The organism is Empedobacter sp. UBA7494 (genome assembly GCF_002478465.1).
Lineage (GTDB): Bacteria > Bacteroidota > Bacteroidia > Flavobacteriales > Weeksellaceae > Empedobacter > Empedobacter falsenii_B.
Window position 1 is genome coordinate 22,611 of sequence record NZ_DLOC01000101.1, and the last position, 12,890, is coordinate 35,500.

Here is a 12,890-nt window from a genome sequence, read left to right on the forward strand (position 1 = left end):
TATTTCAAATAATTATGTCTTTAAAAACTAGACTAATCATCATGAACTTCTTACAATTATTTGTTTGGGGAGCATGGTTAATAACTATCGCAAACTATTGGTTTGGTACAAAACAATGGGATGGAACCAAATTTGGGTTAATATTTTCAACAATGGGTTTCGCTTCATTAATAATGCCTACAATAACAGGTATAATTGCAGATAGGTGGATTAATGCAGAAAAGTTGTATGGATTTTTACATATAGCTTATGCTGCAGTACTTTTTTATTTACCTCAAGTAAATGATCCGAATACTTTTTTTTGGGTTATGTTGATAGCAATGGCTTGTTATATGCCTACAATTGCTTTAAATAACTCGATTTCTTACACTGTTTTAAAATCTAATAATTATGATGTTGTAAAAGATTTTCCTCCAATTAGAGTATGGGGAACTGTTGGGTTTATTGTTGCAATGTGGATTACAAATCTTTCTGGTAATAAAGCAACCGAATATCAGTTTTATATTGCTGGAGTAGCAGCTGTTATTCTTGGATTGTACGCTTTTTTTACAATACCAGCTTGTAAACCACAAAAAACTAATACTGAATCTACAAGTTTTGTTCAGTTGTTAGGGTTGGATGCGTTTAAATTGTTTGCGAATTATAAAATGGCATTGTTTTTTATTTTTGCAATGTTTTTGGGTGGAGCATTACAATTAACGAATGCTTATGGAGATGTTTTTTTGGATGAGTTTAAACACTTTCCGAAATATGCTGATTCATTTGTTATTAAATATTCTACAATTATTATGTCAATTTCTCAAGTTTCTGAGACATTATTTATTCTTGCAATTCCATTTTTCTTAAAGAGATATGGTATTAAGAAAGTAATGTTAATCTCAATGTTAGCTTGGGTTTTACGTTTCGGATTATTAGGATTCTCTAATCCGCAAGAAGGTTTATGGATGATTATTTTATCTTGTGTTGTTTACGGAATGGCTTTCGACTTCTTTAATATTTCGGGATCATTATTTGTTGAAACAAATACTGATTCTAGAATAAGATCTTCTGCACAAGGATTATTTATGATGATGACAAATGGTTTTGGAGCTGTTTTCGGCAGTTTAACTTCGGGATGGTTAATTGATAAATACTTCACAAAATCATTCAATAACACACAAGAATTATCTGTGTTTTTAGATACTACCCCAGATAATAACTTAATGCTAGATTATATTAAAAATAATGGAATTACTATTACTGACGGAGTTTTTGATAAAGCATTAATGTTTAAAGATTGGGAGCATATCTGGCTAACATTTGCATTATATGCATTAGTAATTGCTATTTTATTTGCTATTTTATTTAAACATAAACACAATCCAGACGAAGTACAAGATGTTAAGCATTAAGTTGTTAAATTAATAAAATATAAAAGCAAGAATTTTGGTTCTTGCTTTTTTTTTATGCTCGTAAGTTTTCTAATTTTCTTTATCTGCTCTTTTATACGTCACAAAGGAGTAAGCATACGGATGCTTTTCATCTTTTTTGAAATCTTCTCGCTCAACTTCTTCCCATTCGTCCGAGTCAATTTCTGGAAAATAAGTGTCTCCATCAAATTCGTGATGAACTTCTGTGATGTACAAAACATCTGTAAATTCCATCGCTTGTTTATAAATATTTCCACCACCGATAATGTAAATATCATCGTCAATTTTTTTCGCAGCTTCTATTGCTTTTGGTAAAGAAGAAGCTATTTCGATACTTTCTGCATTCCAATTCTGATCTCCTGTTACAACAATATTGGTACGATTTGGTAAAGGTCTACCCAATGATTCGAACGTTTTTCGTCCCATAATAATAGGATGTCCAGAAGTTATACTTTTGAAATGTTTCAGATCATTTGGTAAATGCCAAATCAAATCGTTTTTTGCACCAATTACGTTGTTGCTTGCTTTTGCTACTACAATGTTTATCATAAGTTATAAGGTAAAAAAAGCTATCCTTTTTGGGGATAGCCTAACAAATATAATAATTTTAGCGAATTATTTCATTTTATTTATTGCATCTTGTAATTGCTCCACTTGTTTTGCAATAGATGCAGATTTAATTGTTTTTGCAGCATTCGTTTTCACTTGCAACGCTTTTTCAGCCATCATTTTTATAACTTGGCTTGCCTGCGGATTTTGCTCTTTCAAGTATGGATAATAACGCGAATATGTTTTAGCAATTTCAGCTGTTGCATCTGGTGTATCATTATTCATAATCCAATTGAAAGCCTGTTCAGCAATTTTTCCTTTTTCTGCATCTTGGAATTTTACGAATTCATACATCGCAGCAGATTCCGAAATTAAAGCAGCTTTATCTAATTGATTATTTTTAATCCAAGTCGGAACTAATGCCATTGCTAAATCTGGCGAACCTTTAATTACTTCATTATCAAGATTAGTTGTTAAATCATTAATTTTTGAAGGATTATTTTTTAAGATTCCTGTTAATGAAGCTCCTTGAACACTAAAAGATGGACTTTTTGAAGCTTTCTCGAAAATGGTTGCATCATAAATATTGGCATCATTCAAAGCACTCAAAGCAGCTGCTTGTACCAATGTTTTAGGATAGTTAGATGCTAATTGTTTTAATTTTGATGAAGCTTTATCTACAATCGTTTTTGATTTTGTATCCAATTTATGAATCGCATAAATTCTTAATCCATCAAATGAATCATCTAACGCATTAACCAATGCATCAGCCGCTTTTGGATTAGTTGCTTGCGCATTTGCCATTGCTTCAATAGCTAATAAACGTGTCGTGTAATTTCCTTTTCCAGCTTTGTATTGCGCAATAAAATCTTCAACAGGCTTTTTATCGTCGATATCTGCTAATAAAACTTGATCCGCATTTGGAATAACGACATCAGGTTTTTGGTTTGAAGCAAATTCGAAAACAGTTTCGGCTTGTTTTGGAACCCAAACTTGTTGACGTGTTGTTTTACCATTTTCGACAATATCAATCGCAAAAGGAAATTCAAATAATTTTGAAGCATCTTGACGAACAACAACTTTTACTTTTTTATTTGCTGAAGAATAATCTGAAACAACTGTTAATTTTGGATGACCATTTTCGTAATACCATTGATTGAAAAACCAGTTCAAATCACGGCCAGAAACTTCTTCCAAAGCCAAACGTAATTGTGCAGATTCAGCTTTTCCGTATTCGTTATCTTTCAAATATTTGTTCAAACCTTTGAAGAAAGCATCATCTCCTAAGAAATTTCTCAACATATGTAAGATAATTCCACCTTTGTTGTACGAAACACCATCAAACATGTCTTCGCGAGAATTGTAATGAACTCGAACCAAATTTTTCGTTGGTCCATCGCCTTGTTTATAACCAAACATTTCGTTGTAACGATGCTCATCCGCTTTCTCTTTTCCGTATTTATATTCAAACCATAAATATTCAGAATAATTAGCAAACGATTCATTCACTGTTAAATTTCCCCAACTTTCAGCCGTAACTAAATCTCCAAACCAATGGTGAAATAATTCGTGCGCAATAACATATTCAGCAGTGTTTTCATCGACTAATTGACCAGCTTTTTGCTGAACACCATCATGAAATAAAGAAGCTGTTGTATTTTCCATAGCTCCAGAAACATATTCGCGAGCCGTCATTTGTGCATATTTATCCCAAGGATAAGGATAGTTTAATCTATCAGAAAAGAACTGAATCATTTCTGGTGTATTACCAAAAATTTGCTTTGCAACATCTTTATATTCTGGTTCTACGTAATAATCAACATTGATATTTTTCCATTTATCATTGATGACTGCGTAATCTCCAATCCCGAAAAAGAATAAATATGGCGCATGTTTTTTATCAAATTTCCAATAATCAGTTTTTGTTCCGTCCGAATTTTTCTTCGAAGATTTCATTGTTCCATTTGATAATGAAACATATTTATCAGGATATGTTAACGTGATTTCTTGTGAAGTTTTTTGATTCGTTTTATCAATTGTCGGGAACCAACAAGAAGAAGATTCAGTTTCGCCTTGTGTCCAAATTTGAGTTGGATAATTTGGTCGTTCACCTTTTGCATTGATAAAATAAACACCTTTTGCATCGTTTATGGCCGCACTTCCTTCTTGTTTTACTTCGTTTGGACGCGCTGTATACTTGATGTAAAGTGTATATTCTTGATCTTTTTTGTATTCTTTATCCAAATCGATGACTAATTGTAAATCATCGTATTTATAATTTAATTTTTTTTTTGTAGCACCATTTACCAAAGCGACTTCGCTAATCAACATTGCTTTTGCGTCTAATGTAACTTTGTTTGTAGCATAGAAATGTGGTTTCAATGTTACCCAAGCTTCACCTAAAACGTGCTCTTTTGCATAATCAAATTTAAGATCCAATTTGGTATGAACAAGATTATTAATTCGTTCTGCTTCTGCACGATAAATATCTAATTTGTTCGTTTGGTTTTCGTTATAACTCGGTGGTGGTGTCATTACTTGCGCATAAGTAAGACTTGATATAATGAAGGCTGATGAAAGCCAAAGAATGCGTTTTTTCATTGTAAAAATTTATTTCTATTGGTTGATAATTTTCTCCAAAAGTTACAAAAAAAGCCTCCAATTTGGAGACTTTAAGTGTTTTTTATGAATTATTTTTTAATTTCTTGAAATTTATACGGGGAATTTGAAAATGGAATTTGATAAAATTTAATCAAATTTTCTTGGTTAAAAGTTGATTCAACGTTGTTATCGTAAATTTTTTCATATAAAATAGTTGAATTTTTGATGTCAATAATATTAATATCAGTTTTCATATTAGTTACAAAAAGATATTCTTTTGTAAAATCAATATTTCTAATTGGTACACCAGGCATACGTGTTGCATTTATCGGACCTAATGTTTTACCGAGTTCAGTATCATTTTTAATTGTAAAAATAGAATCGAAATTTTCGAGAGAATTTTCTCGTAACTCTAAAATTAAATTACTTTTATCATCAAAGTTATCTTTATGTTGAGTTAATTTATTTGTTGAGCAACTTAAAATGAATAGCGGAATTATAAGAAAAATAGTTTTCATAACGGTTGTATTTTAAATTACAAAACCCATTAAAAAATGGGTTTTGTATGAATTATTGAATGAAAAAAATTATTTGATAATTAATTTTTTTGTTTGTGTTGAATCACCATCATTAATTTTTACAAGATATACACCTTTAGGTAAATTTGTAGCATTAACTGCTTGGTCGATTTTATTTCCAGCAACATTATAAGTATTTGTAGAAACAACTTGTCCTGCAAGGTTGATAATTTCTGTAGTTACTTTATTAGTTTTCGTGTTCATACGAATATTAAAATTACCATTTGTAGGATTAGGATAAACAAATAACTCATTTTGTTTTGTGATGTCTGAAACAGCTAATTTTGACGTTTCACGATGACATAATTCAATTCCCATTTTATTGACAGTTCCTATATTTCCAGCTTTTAAATCTGCTAGGCGGAATAAATACGAACCATTTGCTGTTATGTTTTCATAACGTTTAAGATCTAAAGTACCTGTAATTACAGCATCTTTTACTCCACAATTATCAAAACTTGATCCTCCGAACTTATTAAATTTATACGATAAGTTTGGTGTAGTACAACTTTGGTACCATGCATATTGATAAATTTGATCAACACCAGATTTAGCAAACATAACAATTAGTTCGTTAGAATTATCATGTGTAATATCGGTAATTAATGAAATGTCTTCAACTTTTTTTGTTTCTCCAGAAATAGGAATTGTGATATTGGTAATTCCAGCACTGCTTCCTACGGCATCTTTCATTGTGATTGGAGTTGTCGCGAAAAATTGATTACATGATAAACTAACTTCGTAACCAATAGCTATGAAAGGGCTTGCAGCATAATAAATATTATTAATAGCTTCTATGATAATATTTGCTTTTTCTGCTTTAACATTGCTAGGTAATGTAATAGAAGCTTGTCCGTTATTAGGAGTTGATTCTAATAAAGTGGTAAATGTTTTACCTTCGTCTGTTGTTAGTTTTATTTTTACATTTTGCGTATTAATTGTTCCTGTATTTGTCCCAGCAACATCCCATTTTAAGTCAAATGTTTCTCCTGATTTAAATGATTGGTTAAGGTTAATATTATTAATCTTAAATGGACCATCTTCAGTAATTGTTATCAATGCTTTGTCAGAATCAATTTGGCCTCCTCCTTGTTTGTTGTCTCTAACTTGTAAGACGAAGTTCATCTCTTTTGCTATATCCGAAACTGTATTCCATGTAGAATATAACTGACTATTTAGCACATTCTCCATTGGAGGAAAATATCTTTCTGGATTTGTAGAGTGTTCATAAACTCTAAAATTTGCACCATCAGTATTTTTACTACTTGGATTTTTGAAATTAGATCCTGTATATGTTAATATTGGATCTGATTGTTCCCATGAATAAGTTAATTTATCATTATCTGTATCATTAGCACTTCCAATTAAATGAAAAGCAGTTCCTTTTGGTATTGTGTAATCTTTTCCAGCATTTGCTACAGGAGGTTTGTTAGTACTTTCTGTAGTGGTACCACATGTTTGTTTAGCTAAATAACTATTAATTTGTTCAAGATTATAATGATTAAATTGAGAAATGAAAGTATTTTGAACATCATGAGTGCCTGTTACGCCAGGGTATCCCATAACTGTTACACCACTTCCGATTTCTCTATTCGCCATATATCCTTCGTTTCTCGCGTGGACATGATTTGCTCCGAATTGATGCCCCATCTCATGGGCACCAGCAACCGAAAAATTAAAACCTTCAGGATTTGTTTCTACAGGTCCAATATAAGCTGATCCTTTTTTAGTATTATTACAAACACTTCCGATATAGCCAGCATTTCCTCCTCCAAGAAGATTAGTGAATAGGATTCCAATATCATAATTTTCAGAACCAATATTTGCGTCCAATTGTTTTTGAACTTCAGCGTTTAATCCAGTTGTTTTAAAAGGACTAGTAGCAGCTGTAAGATAAGTTACTTTGTCTAGATTGTCAGCTAATTGAAAAGAAATAGACAAGTCATTTTCATATATAGGTAATATATAAGTTAATGATTTTGATACAGCAGCAATAGATGTTTCTAAAGTTGGTTCTTGAGTACCAGAAAAATATTTATTGTATTGATAATCAGTTGCAATTGCTAGTTTGTATTTTCTGTAAGTTGAAGGGTTATTAATACCTTTTGATTCGCTAGATACAACAGAAGTACTTGAATCTACACTACCACAACTAAAGTTTTTTAAACTTGGAAGATTTTCGCTATTAATTAATTCATATTGACCAGCTGTTTTTTCGATAATATATTTATCAGTTGAAGAATATACAATAGCATTAATTCCTTGAGCTGTAGAGTAACCTAAACTGATTTTTGTTAATGGATCAGAAGTTGAATATCCGTAATATGATTTAATGTTAGGAAATTGTTCCTTCATTTTATCATTTAATAATTCTCTTTCAACTAAAACAAATTTTTCATTTTTTCCTTTATTATTAGGAAGAGTAATTTCTAATTTAGAATTTTTATTAAGAGTATTAGACGCTAATTGATTTTCAACATTCTTTAAGTCTAGAATTGTTTTTTTTGAATTAGGTAATGAAGCATCAATGTTTTTAAATTGATTATTGCCATTTTCTTGTGCATAGGTAATAGTCATAGCTAAAAGCATAGCTACAAGCGTAAAATTTTTTCTCATAATTACGTGTTAATATTATATTAATCTTAATAAAATTAAATAACTTATTATGAATTACAAAAAAATAACGTTAAAATAAAAATTAAACCGCTACAATTCCTTTTATATGCGGATGAGCTTGATAATTTTCTAATTCGAAATCTTCGTATGTAAAATCAAAAATGTCTTTTACATTCGGATTGATTTTCATTGTTGGTAATGGAAAAGGTTCACGCGTTAATTGTAGTTCAACTTGTTCAAAATGATTTTTGTAAATATGTGCATCTCCAAACGTATGCACAAAATCGCCGACTTCTAAATCACAAACTTGAGCAACCATCATTTGTAATAACGCATATGACGCAATATTGAATGGAACACCTAAGAAAATATCTGCACTACGTTGATACAATTGCAACGATAATTTTCCATCATTCACATAAAATTGAAAAAATGCATGACAAGGTGCTAAAGCCATTTGATCTAATTCTCCAACATTCCAAGCAGAAACAATAATTCGACGCGAATCAGGATTATTTTTAATTTGATCAATCGCAACTTTAATTTGGTCAACAACTTCTCCATTTGGTTTTCCCCATGAACGCCATTGATGCCCATAAACAGGTCCTAAATCACCATTTTCGTCAGCCCATTCGTTCCAAATTCTAACTCCGTTATCTGTTAAATATTTGATATTTGTATCACCTTTCAAAAACCACAACAATTCGTAGATAATCGATTTTAAATGTAATTTTTTAGTCGTCACCAAAGGAAAACCTTCCGACAAATCGAAACGCATTTGGTAACCAAAAATACTTTTAGTTCCTGTCCCCGTTCTGTCTTCTTTAAAAGCGCCTTCTGCTAAAACCTTTTTACATAAATCGTGATATTGTTGCATTTTGAGTATATTTAACCTTTCAAATTTAGTGATTTTTTTTAGAATGAAAATTAGTTTAATTCTTACAATTTTAGTGTTTTTTATGTTTTTTGCTTCGTATAGCAAATCAGATTTTGGACGAAAAATTGCGCAACATTTTTATTTCCAAACCTTATTTAATGTTGTTTTGGTGGTTGTTTTTGTGTCAAAAATCATTCATCTCAAACTAAATTTAATCTCAATGATTTCGCTAATTGTCATTGGTTGCATGTTGTATATGAGCTTTCCAAATTATTTACAACAATTGAGAAGAAGGATTGGTAAATAGTTACGTATAATTTTTTTATCTTTGCATTTATGAAAAACGAAGCGGGAATTTTTGGTTTAAGACCAGTAATAGAAGCGATTGAAGCAGGGAAAACAATCGACAAAATTTTTATTCAAAAAGGTTTACAAGGTGAAATTTTTTCTGAATTGAGAAAATTAATCACTGAATATGAAATTCCTGTAAGTTATGTACCTGTAGAAAAACTAAATCGTTTTACAGGAAAAAATCACCAAGGAGTCTATGCATTTATTTCGCCAATCGAATTTGATTCAATCGAAAATGTATTACCTCAAATTTGGGAACAAGGAAAAACACCTTTTATTTTGATTTTAGATCGTGTTTCTGACGTTCGTAATTTTGGTGCGATCGCTCGTACAGCAGAATGTGTTGGTGTTGACGCGATTATTATTCCAGCAAAAGGTTCGGCTTCTGTAAATGCAGATGCGATCAAAACTTCGACAGGAGCGTTGTACAATATTCCGGTTTGTAAAGAAGGAAATTTAGTGAATGTTATTAAATATTTACAATCGGCTGGAATCTCAATTTTTAGTGCTTCTGAAAAATCAGCAGAATTTATTTATGATGCAGATTTCTCTGTTCCTGCAGCTATTGTGATGGGAAGTGAGGAAGATGGAGTTTCGGATTCTATTATTAAAATTTCGGATAAAATTATTAAATTGCCTATGGCTGGACAAACTGCTTCACTGAATGTTTCGGTTGCGGCTGGAGCGATTTTGTACGAAGCTGTTCGTCAAAGAATGTTACAAGATTTATTTTAAAAACATATAACGATGATCTATTCTACTTTTATTGGATTTTTGTTGATTGCGATTAGCGTTGCAATGTATTATTTTACGAATTTGGATGTTTCTAGATTATTTTCGGATAAAGAATTTTTGGTAGGAATTACCGGAGGTGCTGGTGTAGGATTTATTTTGGGAGGATTTTTAGGTTGGCTTTATAAATACAAAGCAGTGAACAAAGCGAATGCAGAAATTGCAAACGAAGAAAAACGTAAAGTTGCAGAACAAAAAGCACAAGAAGCAGCTGCAAAAGAGCAAGCAAAGTTAGATGCGCAACAAGAAAAAGATGAATCAGGTTTATTGTAAAATTTAAATTAGATAAAATAAAAACGGTTGAAAATTAATTTTCGACCGTTTTTTTATGTTGTATTTCTTGGTAATAAAAACAAGGAACTAAAATCAATAAAAACATGGGCTGAATGAGAAATCTTCTCACATAAAAGAAAACCATTTCGCCTGATGAAAAATGTGTTGAAATCAAATAATTATAGATTGGTAAAAGAACGATTAATCCGATAATCATTATAATGATAGAGAATTTAACGTAACTTTTTTTCCAGAAAATAAACCAAATAATTAATACCGTTAATAATGTATTGATTAGATAGCGAACCATCAGACTTGCGTTTAATTTTGGTAAATCAATTTCAGGAAATTTTGAATGACCAACAAAATGAAAGTATTTTATGAAAGGATCATAAAATAAAATATCTTCAAATTTTCGGACTAATATTAATCCAAAAACAAGTAAAACTGCAATTGCATAACGTAAATATTTATTTAGCATTTTGCTTATTGTATTTTGTTACAAAAAACTTAATCCAAACAATCCAAACAATCACGATTGAACCATAAATAATTGCAGGAAACAGATAATCGTGCGCCATTTTACCATATTCTGCGTGGTATCTAAAAATATAATTTAACAACATAATTCTCGAAATATTCATCACAAAAAGAATTGCTAAACCAGACAAAATAAACAAAAAAGTTTGTTTGAAATTCGTGTAAAAAGCAACGATAAACGCTATGAAAATTATCAAAATAGAAATCGCATTACAACCTTCATTTACAATAGACGCCACTTGTCCGTCCATTACCAAACGCATCCAAGGTTGGTTTTCTGCAATATTAGAAAAAGTAAAAAAACCACATTTGTTCAAGCCAAAAGCTGTTACATCTGACGTTAATTTTGTAAATGGATCAGGGTTATTGTGCGGTAAATATTGATCCAAATACAATTTATAAGCTAAACTTAAAATAATGTAAGTTCCTAAAAAACGTGCAAGGAATAACAATAAAGGTTTAAATTCTTTCATTTGGTTAAAAAATCTTGAACAAATATAAATGAAAAACGTCAACTTTTGATTAAGTTATGATTAATCAATAAATTTGCTTTTTTAAGAAGTAACAAAATGCAAGATTTACATAAACGCGTGGATGTCATAATTGATAGCGCAATTTCTACGGAAGACAGATTACAAAAGATTTGTCAATTGTTGAGTGACGAAGTTGAATATTACAATTGGGTGGGATTTTATTTCAAGAATGGAGATAAAAATGAACTAAAACTTGGACCTTATGTTGGTGCAGCTACCGATCATACAATCATTCCTTATGGTAAAGGAATTTGTGGGCAAGTGGCAGAATCTAACGAAACTTTTGTTGTGCCAGACGTTTATGCACAAGATAATTATTTGGCTTGTTCAATAGAAACGAAAGCTGAAATTGTTGTTCCAATTTTCAAAAATGGAGAAAATATTGGTCAAATTGATATCGATTCGCACAAAATTAATCCGTTTACAGAAGACGATACAAAGTTGTTAGATTACGTTTGTCAGCGAGTTTCAGAAATTATTTAAGCAATGATTGATTTAATTTTAAAATATTTTCCTGATTTAACAGAAAAACAAATCGAGCAATTTTCGAAAGTTGGTGATTTGTACAAAGAATGGAACGATCAAATCAATGTTGTTTCTCGAAAAGATATTGATGAAATTTATACGAACCATATTTTACATTCTTTAGCGATTGCAAAAGTGATGGAATTTGCAGATGGTTCTTCTGTTCTGGATGTAGGAACTGGAGGTGGTTTACCAGGAATTCCGTTGGCAATTTTGTTTCCGAATGTTCAGTTTCATTTGGTAGATTCTATCGGGAAAAAAATCAAGGTTGTAAAAGGAGTGGCTGACGGTTTAGGTTTGACGAATGTAAAAGCAGAACAAAAGCGCGCCGAAGAATTAACAGATAAATACGATTTTGTCGTTTCTCGTGCGGTAACAGCAATGCCAAGATTTGCAGAATGGATTCGTGGGAAATTCAAAAAAGAAGCGATTAATCCTTTTCCAAATGGTTTATTATATTTAAAAGGAGGCGATTTGACAGAAGAATTAGCAGGTTTTCCAAATGCAGTTTTATTTGATATTCAAAACTTTTTTGACGAAGATTTCTTCGAAACGAAAAAAGTCGTTTACTTAGAAAAGAAAGATATTTAATTTAACCCGTTGTGCATTTTAAATAATTTTGGTTTTTAGCTTATTAATATTTCGATTAAAGTATGTTTTATTAATGTACTGAACCACAGTAAGTGCAGTAATTTTAGCTAGAATTCTGGTTTTAAACCCTTCGAAAGTCTTTGCATAATTTCGTCTAATCATAAATTGATCGCATAGTTGAGAAAATAAAGTTTCAATTCTTTTTCGATACTTTTTGAATGGATAAAACTGAGGTTTATACTCTTTTTGATTGGATCTTTTCGGTGTTTCTAATCGAATATTAGCTTCATTAAATAAGTCAATTTGAATTGTTTGCGACAAATAGCCTCTGTCACCAAGTAGCACACAATCTGATAGTTGAGATTTTATATCTTTCAAAAAATGAATATCATGAACAGATGCGGGACTGATATCAATACTCTGGAAAACACCATTTAAAGAACAAACAGCATGAAGTTTATAGCCATAAAAAGACATTTGCTGAGAAGCACAAAAACCTCTATTTGGTGCGCTATACTGATGTTCTTTGCAAATTTTAGAGCGATTAATTCTTGCTATTTTACACACCTCCAACGGCATACTATCAACAATAAAACAATTTTCAAATTCATTAAATTCTTTCGCTAATTTAAGTCGAATACTATTAATTTGCTCT

At 30.9% G+C, this 12,890-nt stretch carries 13 protein-coding genes; 5 read left to right on the top strand and 8 right to left on the bottom strand.

Going from position 1 to position 12,890, the window contains the following annotated elements; genetic code table 11:
• Positions 1–14 precede the first annotated feature (14 nt).
• Positions 15–1,391, top strand: coding sequence for a nucleoside permease (locus tag B4E95_RS12100; protein ID WP_291064143.1), 1,377 nt, complete (start codon positions 15–17; stop codon positions 1,389–1,391).
• A gap of 69 nt (positions 1,392–1,460) precedes the next feature.
• On the opposite strand, the gene B4E95_RS12105 is transcribed toward B4E95_RS12100, so the two are convergent.
• The 5 genes from B4E95_RS12105 to B4E95_RS12125 all read right to left on the bottom strand — a co-directional run bounded on the left by B4E95_RS12105 (position 1,461) and on the right by B4E95_RS12125 (position 8,630).
• Positions 1,461–1,958: a dihydrofolate reductase gene (locus B4E95_RS12105; protein ID WP_291091738.1), complete on the bottom strand. Its 498-nt coding sequence runs from the start codon at positions 1,956–1,958 to the stop codon at positions 1,461–1,463.
• A gap of 66 nt (positions 1,959–2,024) precedes the next feature.
• On the bottom strand, positions 2,025–4,559 hold the full coding sequence (locus tag B4E95_RS12110) for a M1 family metallopeptidase (RefSeq protein WP_291091740.1): 2,535 nt from the start codon (positions 4,557–4,559) through the stop codon (positions 2,025–2,027).
• Positions 4,560–4,648: 89 nt separating this feature from the next.
• On the bottom strand, positions 4,649–5,077 hold the full coding sequence (locus B4E95_RS12115; RefSeq protein WP_291091741.1) for a hypothetical protein: 429 nt from the start codon (positions 5,075–5,077) through the stop codon (positions 4,649–4,651).
• 69 nt (positions 5,078–5,146) lie between these two features.
• Positions 5,147–7,753: a zinc-dependent metalloprotease gene (locus B4E95_RS12120; RefSeq protein ID WP_291091742.1), complete on the bottom strand. Its 2,607-nt coding sequence runs from the start codon at positions 7,751–7,753 to the stop codon at positions 5,147–5,149.
• Between the two features lie 82 nt (positions 7,754–7,835).
• Positions 7,836–8,630, bottom strand: coding sequence for a thymidylate synthase (locus tag B4E95_RS12125; protein ID WP_291091743.1), 795 nt, complete (start codon positions 8,628–8,630; stop codon positions 7,836–7,838).
• Positions 8,631–8,966: 336 nt separating this feature from the next.
• On the opposite strand from B4E95_RS12125, the gene rlmB reads away from it, so the two are divergent.
• A complete protein-coding gene (gene rlmB / locus B4E95_RS12130) occupies positions 8,967–9,716 on the top strand; it encodes a 23S rRNA (guanosine(2251)-2'-O)-methyltransferase RlmB (RefSeq protein WP_219034413.1) in 750 nt (249 codons plus the stop codon).
• 12 nt (positions 9,717–9,728) lie between these two features.
• Entirely contained in the window at positions 9,729–10,046 is a 318-nt protein-coding gene (locus B4E95_RS12135) for a hypothetical protein (RefSeq protein WP_291091745.1), read from the top strand.
• Positions 10,047–10,080: 34 nt separating this feature from the next.
• Here the strand turns inward: B4E95_RS12135 and B4E95_RS12140 are convergent, their stop codons facing one another.
• Complete coding sequence (locus tag B4E95_RS12140) at positions 10,081–10,527, bottom strand: exosortase F system-associated membrane protein (protein WP_291091748.1); 447 nt, start codon at positions 10,525–10,527, stop codon at positions 10,081–10,083.
• Positions 10,517–11,059, bottom strand: coding sequence for an exosortase family protein XrtF (gene xrtF, locus B4E95_RS12145; RefSeq protein WP_291091750.1), 543 nt, complete (start codon positions 11,057–11,059; stop codon positions 10,517–10,519). Before xrtF ends, B4E95_RS12140 begins: the two co-directional genes overlap by 11 nt.
• Before the next feature lie 96 nt (positions 11,060–11,155).
• On the opposite strand from xrtF, the gene B4E95_RS12150 reads away from it, so the two are divergent.
• Both B4E95_RS12150 and rsmG read left to right on the top strand, forming a co-directional pair.
• Complete coding sequence (locus tag B4E95_RS12150) at positions 11,156–11,602, top strand: GAF domain-containing protein (RefSeq protein WP_038332644.1); 447 nt, start codon at positions 11,156–11,158, stop codon at positions 11,600–11,602.
• A gap of 6 nt (positions 11,603–11,608) precedes the next feature.
• Positions 11,609–12,235, top strand: a complete 627-nt coding sequence (gene rsmG / locus B4E95_RS12155; RefSeq protein WP_125349806.1) for a 16S rRNA (guanine(527)-N(7))-methyltransferase RsmG — start codon at positions 11,609–11,611, stop codon at positions 12,233–12,235.
• An 18-nt stretch (positions 12,236–12,253) separates the two neighbouring features.
• Here the strand turns inward: rsmG and B4E95_RS12160 are convergent.
• On the bottom strand, positions 12,254–12,890 hold a 637-nt coding region (locus B4E95_RS12160; RefSeq protein WP_291091751.1), incomplete at its 5' end, for an IS982 family transposase.